The sequence below is a fragment of the Kitasatospora sp. YST-16 genome, from assembly GCF_026802215.1.
Classification (GTDB): Bacteria; Actinomycetota; Actinomycetes; order Streptomycetales; family Streptomycetaceae; genus Kitasatospora; species Kitasatospora cineracea.
Genome location: NZ_CP113837.1, coordinates 6,044,933 through 6,059,983, shown reverse-complemented (window position 1 = coordinate 6,059,983; position 15,051 = coordinate 6,044,933). Strand labels below are relative to the sequence as shown.

Genomic DNA, 15,051 nt, shown 5'->3' with positions numbered 1-15,051 from the left:
GGTCAGTGCCTTCCGCTCTGGGTGATCCGCGGGGTCATCGGGACGTGGACGGGGGTGGACGGCATGGAGGGGGAGGTGGGCATCTGCACGGGGCTGTCGATGTCGCCGAGTTCGGAGACGACGTTCTGGTCCGCGTTCTGGTAGCTCTCGGCCATCGCCTTCAGGCCGTCGGCGATGCCCTTGAGCGCCTCGGGCAGGCCCTTGACCACGTCCATGGTGTCGTGGCTGTACTTCAGGTAGCCCTTCTCGCCCTCGGCGAACTTCTTGCCGGACTCGTCGTTGCCCCACGGGTTCTGGGACTCCATCGAGGGCAGGAAGGCGCTCAGCGAGCGGTAGACCGAGGCGACCTGCTCGGAGGCGGCGAGCATCGGCGAGACGGCCGCCCGGTACTGGTCGGGGTCCACCTGGAAGCCCGACCCGGCGTTGCCCGACCCCCCGCTGCCGGAGGCCGCGCTCCGCTTGGCGGCGGCGGTCTCGCCCCGCCGCAACGTCCGCTCCGGTGTGGCCTCACCCCGCTGCAGCGTCCGCATCGGCTCGGCCTCGCCCCGCTGCAACGTCCGCTCCGGCGTGGCCTCCTGCGCCGGAACACCCCGGTCGAAGGCCCGCAACGGCTCCGCCTCCTGCGCCGGGACGCCCCGGTGCAACGTCCGCTCCGGCTCGGCGTCCCCCCGCACCCGCACGCCCTGCTCCATCGGCTGCAGCGGCTCGGCCGCCACCCGCTGGAAGGGCTGCAACGGCTCGGCCTCCTGCGCCGGAACACCCCGGTCGAAGGCGCGCAACGGCTCCGCCTCCTGCGCCGGAACAGCGCGCTCGAACGGCTGCAGCGGCTCGGCCTGCACCCGCTGGAACGGTTGCAGCGGCTCCGCCTCCTGCGCCGGAACGCCCCGCTGGAACGGCTGCAACGGCTCCGCCTCCACCCGCTGGAACGGCTGCAGCGGCTCCAGCGGCTCGGCGAGGTGCTGTCCCTCCTCCGCGGTCCGGAGGACCCGGTGCTGCGGCTCCAGCGGGACGCTGTCGGGGATGACCGTGCCGACCCGCAGGTGGGCGGGTTGGACGGGTTCCTCGGGCAGCAGCCGGGCGGTGCTCGGCTCGGACGCGGCGTACCAGGCCGACTCGTCGTTGCTCATGGGAGGGTTCCTTCGTCGGTGCGGGGGTGGCGGCGGGCGGGCGCGCGGGTCAGTCCGCGGCGGGGGCGGCCAGCCGGGAGAGGGCGGCGCGCAGGAACGGGCTGGGCACCTGGAAGCCGCCCTCCTCGCGGAGCGGGGCCCGCTGCGGCGCGGCCGCCGCGCCCTCGGCGGCGGGCGCCGGGGCGGTGGTGGCGGCGGGCGCGTCGGGGTGGCCGCGGCGGGCGGCGGCGCTGCGCGAGCGCTCCAGGTAGGCGGCGTCGTCCGTGCGGTCGGCGCCGTCGGCCGGGGCCTGGGTGTCGGTCAGGGTGCTCGCCGAGGTGTCGGTCCGGGCCGTGGTCGGGTCGGCCGCGGGGGTGCCGCCGGAGGTCCGGTCGGTGTCCGGCGTGCTGTCGGTGGTCGGGGTGCCGTCGGTGCCGGTGCCGTCGGGGGTGGCCGCGCCGCCGAGCAGGACGCCGGCCAGCTGGTTGATCATGTCGTTCTCGCTGGCGGGTCCGGCCGGGGCGACCGTGGCGGGTTCCGGTTCGGCGGTGGTGAAGGTGCCGTCGGCGCGGGCGTCGTCGAGCCAGCGGCGGCGGGCCCGGTGCCACTGGCGGTCGCGCGGGTCGACGTCGGCGGCCTGGCCGAGGATGCCGGCGTCGCCGTAGAGCTCCTCGTCCTCCTCGCCCTCGGCGCCGAACCGGGTGGGGCTGACGAAGCGGTTGCCGCCCTTGTTGCCCTTGCCGCCGCGTCCGCCGCCGCCCATGCCGCCGGGGCCGTGGGCGCCCGCGCCGGGGTGCCGGCGGCGCCGTTGCGGCCGCTGGCGCCGCTCCCGCTGCCGCCGGCCGCCAGGACGCCCGCGCCGCCCGGCCGACCGCGGAGCCGGCCCCGGACATGCCCTTCGCGCTGGCCCCGCCGGCCGCGCCGAGGCTGCCCGCGCCGCCGGAGCCGCCCGGTACGCGGAGCCGCCCGCGCCGCCGAGGCCGCCGGCGCTGCCGCCGCGCCCGGCCAGGGCGCTGCTGCCGGAGCCGATGCCGCCGCCCGAACCGCGCAGGGCCGAGCCGCCGGCGCCGACGGTGCCGCTGCGTCCGGCGGTGCTGCCGCCCAGGCCGAACGGGCTGCTGCCGGTCCCGTTGAAGGGGGTGAGGCCGCCGCGGCCGAGGCTCGAACCGAGGTTGCCGGAGGTGCCCAGGCTGTTGCCGAGGACGCTGCCGATGTTGCCGAGCGAGCCGCCGAGGTTGAGGCTGCTGCCGGGGCCGCCGCCGCTGGTGCCGAGGCTGCCGGGGTTGTAGCTGCCGCTGGGGGTGTACCCGCCGGTGTTGCTGCCGGGGCCGCCCAGGTCGCCCAGGTCACCGAGTCCGGCCAGGCCGAGCGAGCCGGCGCTGCTGGAGAGCGGGCTGAAGGTCGGGGTGGAGGCCACCGGGCCCGCACCGTTGCCGAAGTTGGGCATGTTGGGGGTGAGCGGGGTGAAGGGCGCCAGCCCGCCGGAGCCGGAGCCACCGGAGCCGCCGGAGCCCGCACCGCCGCCGAAGCCGCCGCCCGCGCCGCCGTGCGCACCACCGCCGCCGGTCCCGCCCGCGCCGCCGCTCCCGCCCGCGCTGCCGAGGAGCCCGGGTCGCCGACGCCGCCGAGACCGCCGTACGCACCCGCGCCGCCCGCTCCGGACGCGCCGCCCAGGGCCCCGGGGTTGCCGACGCCGCCGAGCGCACCGGCGCCGCCGAGCCCGTCCGCGCCGCCGAGGGCGCCCGCACCGCCGAGGCCGTCGGCGCCGGTCGCGCCCGGGGCGTACGGGTCGCCGGGCAGGGCGGTGCCCCGGATCCTCATCGCGGCCGCCGTGCCGTCGGCGCCGGTGCCGCCCGCTCCGTCGGCTCCGCCGGTGCCCGGACCGCCGCTCGCGGACGTCCCGTTGAGGGCGCAGGTCTGGCCCATGCCGGTCATGTCGGTGATGTGGCCGGCGCTCTTGCGGAGCATGCCGTCGACGTTGCTGCCGACCTGGCCGATGTACTGGTGGTAGACGGCGGCGGCCTGCTTGACGCCCTCGGACTGGGCGATGTCGTCGTGCTTCCCGGCCGGGTGGGCCTCCATGTACTCCTTGGCGTACTGGAGTTCGCGCACCATCTCGGTCTTGGTGCCGCTGACGGCCTCGGAGGCGCCCTGCAGCGAGTTGGCGATCGCCACGCCGGACTGGAGGGTGGTAGCGACGTGCGAGCCGTCGCCGGCGGCGAACTTCTGCAGGTACTGGGAGAAGCTGTCGGCGGCGGGGCCGGACATGCTGGACATCGCCCGCTGGGCGGCCTCGGTGATCGCCCGGACGTGGGTGTCGGCCACCTCGTTCCAGGTTTTCCAGGCGTCGGCGAGGTTGGCGAGCAGGTCCTCGTCCCCGTCGGGGAAGGCGATGTCCGCGCCGTTCTCGTTGCTCTGGACGGTCTTGAGGACTTCGGCGAGGTCGGCGGGCAGCTCGATCATGGCGGCAGGTCTCCGGAGAGGGGAGGTCGGGTGCGGAGCGGGTGGCCGGTGGCCTGGGCCGACGGGGGCCGGGCGGCGGCAGCGACGGGCGGTGCGCGGCGGGTGCCGGTCCGCGGCGGCGGAGCGGCCCGGGCCGGTGCGGCCCGGTGAGGTGCGGTACGGGGGCGGGCGGCGGGCGGACCCGGGTCCGGGTCCGGCGGCGCCGCCCGACGGCCCGTCAGATCATTCTCGGCCCGGCGCCGCCGCCGTAGCCCGGCCGCAGCAGCGGGTTGGGGTGGTTGTAGTCGAGCTCGGGCGCGTCCGGGTCGTGGTAGCCGACGCCGGGGTCGGTGTTGCCGATCGGGGTGATCGGGGCCGGCGGCGGGGGCGGGGTCGGCTCCGGGACGGGGTCCGGTTCGAGCAGCGGCCGCAGCGGCGCGTCGGGCAGCGAGGCGGGCACCGCGTCGACGGTGTCCGGTTCGAGCAGCGGCAGCCGGGGCGCGAGGGGCAGCGAGGCGGGCACCGCGTCGACGGTGTCCGGTTCGAGCAGCGGCAGCCGGGGCGCGAGGGGCAGCGAGGCGGGCACGGCGCCGGTCGGGGCCTGGCCGACGGGCGCGGAGAGCGTGCCGGTCGGGATGACCTGGCCCATCGCGGCGGCCTGTTCGTCGTCGTTGGCGCGGTGCCGGGCGACCATGGTCTGCAGGTTCTCGCCCACCGCGGTGGCGTTCTGCATCAGGGTGCGGATGCCCGCGAGGACCTGTTCCTGGTGCTGGGCGAGGCCGCCCACCGAGGAGCTGCCCCCCAGCAGGGCCTTGCCGAGCAGGTCGGTCCCGTAGACGGACTCCTGCACTTGTTTGACGGCGGCCTCCAACTTGTTGGCCGGTCCGTTCAGTTCGTCAAGCAGCCCCATGATCTTCTTGGAGGCTGCCTCGACCTCGTCGAGGTCGATCCACACCGTCTCGTCCGCCACCGCACACCTTCCCGAACTCCACCCGCCCCCGGTGGGTACGCGTCCGCACCGGCGGCCCGGTCGGGCATGCCTGAACACCGGAGCGGAACGGCTCCGGGCGTGCCCGTGCCATGCCCGCACCGGCCCTTTTCGCAGGCAACCCTAACCCGCCGCCTGAGCGCGCACAGCCAAGGCCGGGTGCCGGGATGACGATGCGTCATCCCGGCACGAGCTTTGCAGGGCTTTCGACTCCTGTAAGGAGCCTAAAAGCATGCATCAGGTAAATTCACGGCGTGAAACCGTAAGGGAGGTAAAGAGCGGACGTGCGCGTTCCGGGTGGATCGTGAAGGTTCCGGAGAGGTTGCGCGCTAGAGGGTGACGGCACCTCCCGGGGTGACGATCCGCAGGCCCGCCTCGTCCAGCTCGATGGCCAGCGGAGTGCCCTCCAGCGCCGCCTCGTTGAGCAGCGTCGCGCTGGAGAGGTGCCACAGCCGCAGCGTCCCGGCGGCGTCCCCGGCCGCGAGCAGCGCCTCGCCGTCGAACTCCTTGCCGACCACGGCCCGGACGGCCGCGCCGCCGCCGGTCAACTCGGCGGTCCGGCTGCCGTCCTGGACGTCCCAGACCAGCACCGTGCCGTCGCCCGCGCCCGCGATCACCACGGGGCGGCCGCCGATCTCGGCGAACGTCACCACCTCGGCGGGGCGCGGCAGTCCGGCGCAGACCGGGCCGGCCGCGCCGCTGCCCGCGTGCCACAGCCGCACCGTCAGGTCCTCCCCGGCGGTGGCCAGGATCGGCTGCCCGCCGGCCACCGTGGCGGCCAGCGCGGTGAACGGGCCGCGTCCGGTGGCGAAGCGGCGGCTGTCGGCGCCGGTGGCGGCGTCCCGGACGGAGAGCGCGCCGTCCCGCCCGGCGGAGGCCAGCAGCGGCTGCTCGCCGGGGGTGAAGGCGATCCCGGCGACCGGTCCGGCGTGCGGGACGGGCAGCGGCAGCGCGCTGCCGTCGGTCAGCCGGTGGCTGCGGACGGCGCCCGCGGCGGTGCCGCACAGCAGCAGGTCGGCGGTGAGGTCGAGGGTGTGCACCGGGCCGCCCTCGCCGGGCAGGTCGAGGAGTTGGCCGCCGGTGGGGGCGTCCCAGACCGCGACCGAGCCGTCGCCGAAGCCGGCCGCCAGCACCGGGCGGCCGTGCAGGGTGCCGGCGGCCAGCGCGGCCAGCGGGCTGCCGGGGCGCCCGGCGGGCACCGCGGCGGTCGCGGGCCGGCCGGTGGCGGCCTCCCAGACGGTGATCCGGCCGCTCTCGTCGCCGGTGTAGAGCAGGCCCTCGACGGCGGCCAGGCCGGTCAGCCACTCGCCGGCCGGCCAGCCGTGCAGCGGGCGGCCGTCGTACACGTCCCAGGTGCGGACGGTGCCGTCCAACGCGCAGGAGGCCAGCACCGGGCGGTCGTCCAGGGTGGTGAAGGCCAGGCCGGTCACCGTGCCGGTGTGGCCGTCGAGTTCGGCCACCGACTGGCCGGTGGCCAGGTCCCACAGCCGGATCCGGCGGTCCTGCCCGGCGGAGGCCAGCACGGCCTGGTTGTCGAGGGTGAGCACGGCCAGCGCGGCGACCTCGCCGCGGTGGCCGACCAGCAGGTGCATCTGCTCGCCGGTGCCCGCGTCCCAGACCCGGACGGTGCCGTCGGGGGAGGCCGCGGCCAGCAGGTCGACCCCGGCGCAGTGCGCGGCGCGCAGCGCGGTGGCGCCCCGGCCGCCGGTGGGCAGGGTGCCCAGCACCCGGCCGTCGTCGGCCCGGACGGCCCGCAGGTCGCCGGACTGCCCGGCCGAGAAGGCCACCGGGATGTCCCGGCAGACCAGCGCGGCGACGGCCTGCGCGCCCTCGCCGCCGGTGGTGCCGTGCGCGACCTGGCCGGTGGCGGCGTCCCAGACCTGGACCGAGCCGTCGGTGCTGCCGACCGCGAACAGCGAGCGCCCGCCGGCCTCGCCGAGCGCGACGGCGGTGGGCGCCAGGCCGGCGTCGGCGTCGGAGCCGCCGAGCGGGGCGGCGTCGTCCAGCGCGGTGAGGCCGAACGCGCCGTCCTCCTCGACCAGCGCGTACGCGGCGCGGCGGCCACGGTGCCGACGGCGGCGGCGCTACGGGCGGTGCCGGCGGCGGGTTCGGTGCGGGCCAGCGCGGTGGCCAGCGCGGCCGGGGCGCCGGGCTCGCCGAGGGCCTGGCCGAGCAGCGCGGCGAGGACCGCGGCGGAGGCGGGCAGCGGGGCGGCGGTGCCGTCGGTCCACTGCCGGTCGGCCTGGCCGGGCTGGCCCTGGACGGTGAGCCGCCGCCCGGTGGCGGGGGTGCCGTCGGGGGCGGGGGCCTGGCCGGCGCCGGCCAGCACCCGGCGGATCAGCGCGGCGTCGATCCGGCCGGTCCGCTCGCGGTCGGCGCGGGTGGCGCGGAAGGCGCCGTCGGCGGTGATCACCAGTTCGCCGAGGGCGCCGTCTTCCAGTCGTACGCTTCCTGACATGTCGTCACTCCTGGTTCGGTGCGGGGAGTTTGGGGAGCCCCGGGGTCAGCAGAGGTCTTCCGGTACGAGTGTCGCGTGCACCGCGTCGTGCAGCCGGTGGGTGCGGGAGCTGCGGAACAGCGCGGGGCGGTAGCCGGCCCGGCGGAAGCCGATGGCGGCGCCGGTGAGCTGGCTGGGCATGTTGTCGGCGGCGGCGAAGGCGTCGATCCGGCGCAGGCCGATCCGTTCGAAGCCGAACCGGCAGACCAGCCGGAGCGCGGCCTTGGCGGTGCGCAGCCGGCGGTGCTCGGGCAGCAGCCAGACCGCGACCTCGGCGCACTCCTGCTCCGGGTCGAGGTTGACCAGCTCGGCCCAGCCGAGGGCCTCGCCGGTGCCGGCCGACTCGACGGCGAAGTAGGCGGCCCGGCCGGTCTCCCACAGCATCGGCGGGACGTCGGCGAGCCACTGCTCGGCGGCCGCGGCGTCCCGGTGCGGGACGACGGCCTGCAGGAACTCCCGCACCAGCGGGTCGTGGGTGCCGCGGTGCACCAGGGCGGCGTCGCCGGTGCGCGGTCTGCGCAGCACCAGCCCGTCGGCCGCCATCGGTTCGTCCCGCACTTCGGCGAGCGTCAGCATCGCTCCCCCCGTCCCGCCTGCCCCGACCACCTCGCGGACCGCTCTCCCGGAGCCGCCCGGCGTACCCTCCCCCGCCGTCCGACCCGGCGTCAAGTCAGGCCCGATCCCCGGGCGTTTGCGCACGTCAGCGGGACGTTAGTGGAACGTGAGCGGGGCCGCGCAGACTCGTTCGCGGGGTTCGTCACTCCACGTCCCGCCGCCCACCCGGCCCACTCGTTCTCTCCCGGGCCGGGCGCCCCCGCTACGGGCGGCGGGACCCCTCCCTCTGAGGCCTCATCCCGTCAGCGGCCTGGCTCCGGCGGGCAGCGGTGCCTCGCGCAGTGCCCGGACCAGGGCGCGGACGGCGGCGGTGCGGGCGAGTTCGGGGGTGGTGACGTAGCCGACCCGGCGGGACGGCCGGTCGGGGCCGAGGTCGGTGACGGCGAGGCCGGCGGGCGGCCGGTCCAGGCTGAGCCGGGGCATGACGGCCATCCCGAGGCCCTGGGCCTGTCTTCAAACCCCCGTCTGCCCCACGACGCCCGGCACGCACTCTCGCCGCACCGGCCGAAAACCCAAGTACCCCCAGTACGAGGGCTTCCGGCCGGCACGCCGAGAGCACGCACCAGACGCCGCGGGGCCGCCCTCCGGGCGACGACGGGGGTTTGAAGACAGGCCCTGGGCGGCGAGCGAGAGCACCACGGTGTCGTCGGAGACGTCGATGGTGGCGGTCGGCAGCCAGTCCTGGCGCTTCCACCAGTCCGCGGTGTACGAGCCGCAGTTCTCGGCCCAGTCGACCAGCGGCAGGGCGCGCGGGTCGGGGTGGCCCCGGCGGTGGACCAGGGCGTACTCCTCGCGGTAGAGCGGCGCGGCGAGCAGCCCGGGCAGGGTGGTGGTGGTGCCGCGGGCGTCGAGGGTGGCCAGGGCCAGGTCGGCCCGGCCGTCGGCGACCTCGCCGGCGGTGCCGCGGCCGAGGTCGCGCACGATCCGCACCTCGGGCACCAGGTCGGGGCAGCGTTCGGCGAGCCGCGCCAGCACCGGGGGCAGCACCTGGACGGCGGCGCTGCGGAAGGCGGCGATCCGCAGCGGCCCGCTCGGGGCGGCGTCGTCCCCGGCGGCGGCCTGCCGGGCCTCGCCGGGGAGCGCGGCCAGCAGCCGCAGGATCCGGCGGGCGTGCCCGGCGGCCCGCTCCCCGCCGCGGTGGGGGTCGCGCCGCGGCGGCCGCGCTCGAACAGCACGGTGCCGAGCTTGCGTTCGCAGCCCCGGACGGCGTGCGAGACCGCGGACTGGGTCAGTCCGAGCCGTTCGGCGGCGGCCGTGAAGCCGCCGCTGTCGGCGACCGCGACCAGGATCCGCAGTTCCTGCGGGAGGAGATCGTCCGTCACCGGCGCAGCCTACCGCGCAGCCATGAACGCCGTTCATGGCTGCGGCCCGGCCATCGACGCCGCCCCCTGCCGCGCCGCTCCCCCGCCCCGTAGCGTCCTGCCACGTCAACCCCCCTTCCCCCTTCCGGAGCGTTCCGCCATGCCCGTGCCCTTCCGCGCCGTCCACCAGATCGCCCGCCCGAACGGCCGGCCGACCGCCGACCTGTTCGCCTTCGTCGACGGGACGCTGCCCGCGCCCGCCGAGGGGCAGGTCCTGGTGGAGAACGCCCACCTGTCCGTCGACCCGTACATGCTCGGCCTGATGGCGGACGGCGAGGACGGCTACCGGCTGCACGCGCCGCTGGAGGGGCGGGCGGTGGGCCGGGTGGTGGAGTCCCGGTCGGCGGCGCTGCCGGTCGGGACGCCGGTGATCCACCGGGAGGGCTGGCGCACCCACGCGCTGGTGACGCCGGAGCAGGTGCGGGTGCTGCCCGAACTGCCGGGCGTCGCGCTGAGCGCGCACCTGAGCGTGCTGGGCGGCACCGGCCTGTCCGCGTACGTCGGTCTGACCCGGATCGCCGGACTGCGCCCGGGCGAGGACCTGTTCGTCTCGGCCGCGGCCGGCGGGGTGGGCACCGCGGCCGGGCAGTTGGCCCGGCTGCTGGGCGCCCGGCGGGTGGTCGGCTCGGCCGGCAGCGCCGCCAAGACCGCTTTCCTGACCGGGGAGTTGGGCTTCGACGCGGCCTTCGACTACCACGACGGCCCGGTCGCCGAGCTGCTGGCCGCGGCCGCCCCGGACGGCATCGACGTGTACCTGGACAACGTCGGCGGCGAGCACCTGGCCGCGGCGATCGGCGCGATGCGCGACTTCGGCCGGATCGCCTGGTGCGGCGCCGTCGCCCAGTACGGCGCCGCGACCGCGCCCGCCGCCCCGCACAACCTGTTCGAACTGGTGGCCCGCAGCATCCGGCTGGAGGGCTTCCTGGTCCGCCACCACCTGGACGCCCAGCAGGAGTTGTACGACCTGCTGGCCCCGCACCTGCGCACCGGCCGGGTGCGCGCGCCGGAGACCGTGCTGGACGGCTTCGACCGCACCGTCGAGGCGTTCCTCGGGGTGCTGGCGGGCGCGAACACCGGCAAGATGCTGGTGACGATCTGACGGTGCGTCAGTTCGCTTTCCCACCAGGGGCTTTGGGTCGCCCCGTCCGCTACCCGCCGGCCAGCCGCAGCTGCTCGTCCTCGACGATCCGCACCGCGAGCGCCCGGTCCGAGACGTCGACGGCCTCGGGGGCGGCCTCGGCGAGGTCGCTGCGGCGGGCGTACCGGTCGAACAACTCGGCCTTGCCCTTGAGGAGTTCGACCAGCCGGCGGTCCAGGCTGTCGGTGGCCAGCAGCCGGTGCACCCGGACCCGGCGGACCTGGCCCATCCGCTGGGCGCGGGCCACCGCCTGGTCCTCCAGGGTCGGCTTGAGCTGCGGCTCGCACAGCACCACCACGCTGGCGGCCTGCAGGTTGAGACCGATCCCGCCCGCCTGGATCTGGCAGAGCAGCACCGCGTGCCCGGCCGCCGCGGTGAACGCGTCGACCAGCTCCTGCCGAGCCTCCGCGGGCAGCGAACCCGCGACGGTGCCGGTGACGGCGGCGCCGAGCGCCCCGTGCACGGCGGCGAGCACCTCCCGGAAGTACGAGAACACCACCACCTTGTGCCCCGACTCGGCGGCCTCGGCGACGAGTTCGCGCAGCCGCCGCAGCTTCGCCGAGTGCGCGGGCTCGGCGTACGCGGCGCGCCGCATCGCCATGAAGTTGCCCTCGGCGACGGCCGCGGCGTACGCGGCCCGGTCCGGCCCGGACAGCTCGTCCCACTCGTCGACCCGCACCACGTCCGGGAGTTCGGTGAGCACGTCCTGCTGGTTGCGGCGCAGGTAGGCGGGGGCGACGGCGCGCCGGAAGGCCAGCGGGCCGAGCGCGCCGAGGCCGGCCGGCAGGTCGGTGAGCAGCTCGGGCTGGAGGTGGCCGATCAGGGTGCGGAACTCCTCGACCCGGTTCTCCATCGGGGTGCCGGTCAGGAACAGCACGTGCCCGGTGCGGGCCGCCCACTCGGCGACCAGCTGGGTGCGGCGGGCCGCCGGGTTCTTCACGAAGTGCGCCTCGTCGACCACCAGCGCGGCCACCGGGTCGGCGGCCAGCGTGCGCAGCGACTCGTACGTCGCCACCAGCACGCCGCCGCCCGCCAGCCAGCGCTCCCGGGCGGCCTCCCGCCCCGGGCCGTGGTAGCGGTGCGCGGCCAGCACCGTCCGCTCGGCGGTCTCCCGCTGCCAGTTGACCAGCACCGAGGCCGGGCACACCACCAGGAAGCGGTGCGGACCCCCGTCGGCCGCCAGGTGGGCCAGCACCGCCAGCGCCTGGACGGTCTTGCCCAGGCCCATCTCGTCGCCGATCACCACCTTCTTCCGGGCCAGCGCGAACCGGGCGCCGAACGCCTGGTAGCCGCGCAGCGAGACGGTGCAGCCCCGGTCGTCGAAGGGCTGCGCGCGCACCTGCTCGGCCAGGCCGTCCGGCAGGTGGCCCTCGGCCGCGGCCCGGCCGTCGGTGGCGGTCGGACCGGCCAGCCGGCCCTCCTCGGCCAGCACCGACAGCTCGGCGTAGAACTCGGCGGCCCGGTGCTCGAACTCGACCCAGGCCTCCACCTCACCCGCGGGCGGGCGCAGCAGGTCCGCGGACGCCTGGGCGAACCGCAGCGCCACCCCGTCCGCCTCCGCCCGCTCCCCCTCTCCCGCCAGCAACTCGACGGCGCGCCAGGCCCGTTCGCGCTTCTCCGCCCCCACCAGCAGCCCGCGCAGCCGGCCCCGCGCGTACTTCGCCTCCGCCAGCGGCCCCTCGTACCGGGCGTCCAAATCAGCGGCCTCGGCCGCGGCCCGCCGGGCCCCCGGCCCGGCCAGCACCAGCCGGTGCAGGGCGGCGACCAGCGCGGTGGCCTCCGCGTCCGGGTGCGCCGGGTCCAGCCGGACGGCGGTGCCCTCCTGCACGGCGGTGGCGATCTGCCCGGCCGCCGCCAGCAGCTGGGCGGCGGTGGGCCCGCCGATGCCCGGGATCCGCAGCAGGTCCTGCCGGGTCGCGCCGTGCACGGCCGCGACGGTGGCGTACCCGACGCCGCGCAGCGTGCCGACCTGCAGCCGCCCCTCGGTGACGTCCTTCAGCCGCTCGACCGGTATCGCCTCCAGCTCGGCCCGCACCAGCCGCTCGAAGATCCGCCCGTGCGCCTGCGCCACCTCCCCGACCGCCGCCGCGTGGTCCGCCACCAGCGCCCGCGCCGCCGCCCGCTGCCGCCCGGCCGCCCCGAGAACCTCCCGGGCCCACCGCACACCCCGTCCCGCCACCTGCGTCTCCTCGCACTCACCCGGCCCGCCCATCCTGGCACCCCCCGCCGTCACCCCGACCGGACGGGGCACCGGCGGGCACCCCGCTCAGTCGTCCCGGCCGGCCGCGCCGCCGTCCTGCCACCGCCGGTGGGCCTCCCGGGCCGTCGCCAGCAGCAGGGCCCGGAGCTCCGCACGGCGCGAACCGCGGCTCTTCTTCGCGTGGCAGTTCGGGCACAACGCGATCATCTGCACCGGGTGGTCCCGGCCGCCCCCGGCGATCTCCTCGACGTGGTCGACCTCCAGGATCGCGTCACCGCTGTCGGTCACGTCGTCGACCTCCCCGGTGCAGGACGGGTTCTCGCAGCGCCCCCGGCTGCGCAGCAGCACCGCGGCCCTGGCCTCCGGGAGCCGCACCGGCGCGTTCCGCACGGCCGCCCGGCGCTGCCCGCGGGCGGCGGCCTCCCGCGCCTCGACCTGGCCGACCAGGTCCCGGTAGGCGGCGGCGTCCCCCACGGCCGGGGACGGCGGCACCGCCGCTTCCCCGCCGGCCGGACGCCGGCGCCCCTCGCACTGCCGGTGCCGGATCAGCCCGTTGCGCACCGGCGCTTCGCAGACCGGGCACACCGGCTGCGGCCGTTCCCGGGCGGGTTCCCTCGGCGGCGGCACCGGCCGGGCGCCGGCTCCGGGGACGCCCCCGTCCTGTTCCGGTCCGGGCCGGCGGGGCGGAGCCGCCGAGGGCACGGCCGGGAGGGCGGGGGCCGCCGCCCGGAGCGCCACCCGCACGGGCGGGCGCGGTGCGACGGCCTTCTTCCCGACCTTCCCGACCGCCTTCACGGCAACGGCCTTCTTCACCGGTGCCGCCCGCACCGCCGGCGGCACCGGTGCCCGCTCCGCGTCCACCACCGCGTGGAGGTGCGCCGTGAGCACGTCGACCGTCGCACCGACCCACCGCCGGGCCGCCCCCCAGGTCGGCGCGTAGACCCTCGCCGGTGTCGCGCCGGTCGGCCACAGCACCGGGCGCTTCGACAGGAAGGTCACGGCCTCCGGGAAGTCCAGCCGCAGTTCGGCGCCGGTCTTCTCGTTCAGCGCGTTGTGCACCTGCTCCAGCCGACCGAACAGCTTCCGGGCGGCGGAGGGGTTCAGCCGCCCGAGGTGGAAGGTGACCCGGGGGAAGCGTCCGTCGTACAGCCCCACCGTGACGCTGTAGCGCCGTTCCTCGTCCCACTCGAGGAGGAGCGTCTCGCCGTCCGGGGCCCAGGTTTCGCGGTAGTTGCCGACGAAGGCGAGGAAGTCCCGGTGTTCCGCCCTGCGGTCGCTCGCGCACGGGTCCCCGTCGTCCGCGGCGCCGGTCCCCCTGGTGTCGGAAAGCATGCGGTCAAGCTATCCGGCCGGGACGGGGGCGCGGGCCGGACGGGGCAGCAGGAGGGGGGTGGGGAGGACGAGCAGGCCGATGGCGGCGAGGGCGGTGCGGGGCGTGGTGGCGTGGGCGAGCAGGCCGGCGAGGGCGGTGAGGGCGGCGATGGCGGCCTGCTGGCCGACCGACCAGGCGGTCAGGGTGCGGGCGAGCAGGTGGGTGGGGGTGCGTTCGAGGCGGTGGGTGGCGAGGACGGGGGTGTAGAGGCTCATGTTCACCACGATGGCGAGTTCGACGGCGATCACGGTGAGCAGGCCGGGGAGGCCGGGCCGGACGAAGGCCAGGCCGATCAGCCAGACGGCGCGCAGGGTGCCGACGGTCCGGAAAACCGCGGGGCGGCCGTAGCGGGCCACCACCCGGGGCGCCAGCCGCGAGCCGAGCAGGCCGCCGAGGCAGGGGGCGGCGAAGGCGAGGGCGTACTGCCAAGGGGGGAAGGCGAGTTGGCGCAGCAGGAGGACGGCGAGCAGGGGTTCGGTGGCCATGATCAGGCCGGAGACCAGCAGGTTGTTCAGGTACAGCGCCCGCAGTTCGGGATCGCCCAGCAGGTGCCGCCAGCCGTCGAGCAGCCCGGCCGTCCGGCCGCGGCCGGGCGGGGCGGTCGGGGGCGGCGCCTCGCGGCCGCCGATCGCGGCGAGGCCGAGCGCGGAGAGCAGGTAGCTGGCCGCGTCGGCCAGCACGGTCACCACCGGCCCGAACAGCCCGATCGCCGCCCCGCCGAGCGGCGGCCCGACCGCGATCGCACTCCAGTTGGTGGACTCCAGCCGGGAGTTGGCCACCAGCAGGTCCTCCGGCCGGACCAGCGCCTTGAGGTGGGCGCCACCGGCCGCGTTGAACGCGATCTTGGCGGCGGCGACCAGCACCGAGACCAGCAGCAGCTGGACGAATCCGAGCAGGCCGAACGCGTAGGCCGCCGGGACGCTCGCCATCGCCGCGCACCGGACCAGGTCCGTCGCCACCATCACCGGCCGCTTGCGCCGGAACTCCACCCGGGGCGCCAGCGGCACCGCGACCAGCGCCCCCACCGCCGGCCCCACCGCCGACAGCACCGACACCTCGGCGGGCCCCGCGCGCAGCACCAGCACCGCGATCAGCGGCAGCGCCCCGAACCCCAGCCCGGACCCGTACGCACTGACCGCGTACGAGGCCCACAGCCAGCCGAACTGCCGCCCCAGCGCTCTCCTGCCCACCCGGCCGCTCCCCGTCGCACAAACCTCCGTTGACCGGGGAGAGCCAAGCAAGCGGGACAACAGCAGGTCAAACAACCACCAGGCACCATGGCCACAACTGTCCGTTGTATACCGGAGAGGATCCGGGCGGGCGGGTCAGGGC

The 15,051-nt window shown here is 77.0% G+C and carries 9 protein-coding genes and 3 pseudogenes; 1 reads left to right on the top strand and 11 read right to left on the bottom strand.

Going from position 1 to position 15,051, the window contains the following annotated elements; genetic code table 11:
- Positions 1-2 precede the first annotated feature (2 nt).
- From OU787_RS27430 to OU787_RS27395, 8 genes and pseudogenes are all read right to left on the bottom strand, one after another.
- Positions 3-1,127 carry a hypothetical protein gene (locus OU787_RS27430; protein WP_268660944.1) on the bottom strand — a complete coding sequence of 375 codons (1,125 nt, stop codon included), beginning with the start codon at positions 1,125-1,127 and terminating at the stop codon, positions 3-5.
- 49 nt (positions 1,128-1,176) lie between these two features.
- Entirely contained in the window at positions 1,177-2,553 is a 1,377-nt protein-coding gene (locus OU787_RS27425; RefSeq protein ID WP_268660943.1) for a hypothetical protein, read from the bottom strand.
- Positions 2,554-3,263: 710 nt separating this feature from the next.
- A pseudogene (locus tag OU787_RS34905) lies at positions 3,264-3,569 on the bottom strand (WXG100-like domain-containing protein); the annotation flags it as partial.
- Between the two features lie 217 nt (positions 3,570-3,786).
- Complete coding sequence (locus tag OU787_RS27415) at positions 3,787-4,518, bottom strand: hypothetical protein (protein WP_268660941.1); 732 nt, start codon at positions 4,516-4,518, stop codon at positions 3,787-3,789.
- 347 nt (positions 4,519-4,865) lie between these two features.
- The gene (locus tag OU787_RS27410; protein ID WP_268660940.1) at positions 4,866-6,323 is read right to left on the bottom strand and encodes a WD40 repeat domain-containing protein; all 1,458 of its coding nucleotides are present in this window, start codon (positions 6,321-6,323) and stop codon (positions 4,866-4,868) included.
- Positions 6,324-7,039: 716 nt separating this feature from the next.
- Positions 7,040-7,609 carry a GNAT family N-acetyltransferase gene (locus OU787_RS27405; protein WP_268660939.1) on the bottom strand — a complete coding sequence of 190 codons (570 nt, stop codon included), beginning with the start codon at positions 7,607-7,609 and terminating at the stop codon, positions 7,040-7,042.
- A 273-nt stretch (positions 7,610-7,882) separates the two neighbouring features.
- Positions 7,883-8,095: pseudogene (locus tag OU787_RS27400) on the bottom strand (LysR substrate-binding domain-containing protein); the annotation flags it as partial.
- Between the two features lie 162 nt (positions 8,096-8,257).
- A pseudogene (locus tag OU787_RS27395) lies at positions 8,258-8,970 on the bottom strand (LysR family transcriptional regulator); the annotation flags it as partial.
- A gap of 139 nt (positions 8,971-9,109) precedes the next feature.
- Here OU787_RS27395 and OU787_RS27390 point away from each other — a divergent pair.
- Positions 9,110-10,108, top strand: coding sequence for an NADP-dependent oxidoreductase (locus OU787_RS27390; protein ID WP_030463043.1), 999 nt, complete (start codon positions 9,110-9,112; stop codon positions 10,106-10,108).
- Between the two features lie 49 nt (positions 10,109-10,157).
- Here OU787_RS27390 and OU787_RS27385 read toward each other — a convergent pair whose 3' ends face one another.
- The 3 genes from OU787_RS27385 to OU787_RS27375 are packed head-to-tail and all read right to left on the bottom strand — an operon-like array spanning position 10,158 to position 14,909.
- Complete coding sequence (locus OU787_RS27385; protein ID WP_268660938.1) at positions 10,158-12,359, bottom strand: DEAD/DEAH box helicase; 2,202 nt, start codon at positions 12,357-12,359, stop codon at positions 10,158-10,160.
- 54 nt (positions 12,360-12,413) lie between these two features.
- Positions 12,414-13,679: an HNH endonuclease gene (locus tag OU787_RS27380; RefSeq protein ID WP_268660937.1), complete on the bottom strand. Its 1,266-nt coding sequence runs from the start codon at positions 13,677-13,679 to the stop codon at positions 12,414-12,416.
- Positions 13,680-13,688: 9 nt separating this feature from the next.
- Positions 13,689-14,909 (bottom strand): MFS transporter, encoded by a 1,221-nt coding sequence (locus OU787_RS27375; RefSeq protein WP_268660936.1) that lies wholly within the window; start codon positions 14,907-14,909, stop codon positions 13,689-13,691.
- Positions 14,910-15,051 lie beyond the last annotated feature (142 nt).

Coding starts and splice junctions, on each gene's coding strand:
- OU787_RS27385 (WP_268660938.1), bottom strand. CDS start 12,359: ATGGGCGGGCCGGGTGAGTGCGAGGAGACGCAGGTGGCGGGACGGGGT.
- OU787_RS27380 (WP_268660937.1), bottom strand. CDS start 13,679: ATGCTTTCCGACACCAGGGGGACCGGCGCCGCGGACGACGGGGACCCG.
- OU787_RS27405 (WP_268660939.1), bottom strand. CDS start 7,609: ATGCTGACGCTCGCCGAAGTGCGGGACGAACCGATGGCGGCCGACGGG.
- OU787_RS27430 (WP_268660944.1), bottom strand. CDS start 1,127: ATGAGCAACGACGAGTCGGCCTGGTACGCCGCGTCCGAGCCGAGCACC.
- OU787_RS27425 (WP_268660943.1), bottom strand. CDS start 2,553: ATGCCCAACTTCGGCAACGGTGCGGGCCCGGTGGCCTCCACCCCGACC.
- OU787_RS27390 (WP_030463043.1), top strand. CDS start 9,110: ATGCCCGTGCCCTTCCGCGCCGTCCACCAGATCGCCCGCCCGAACGGC.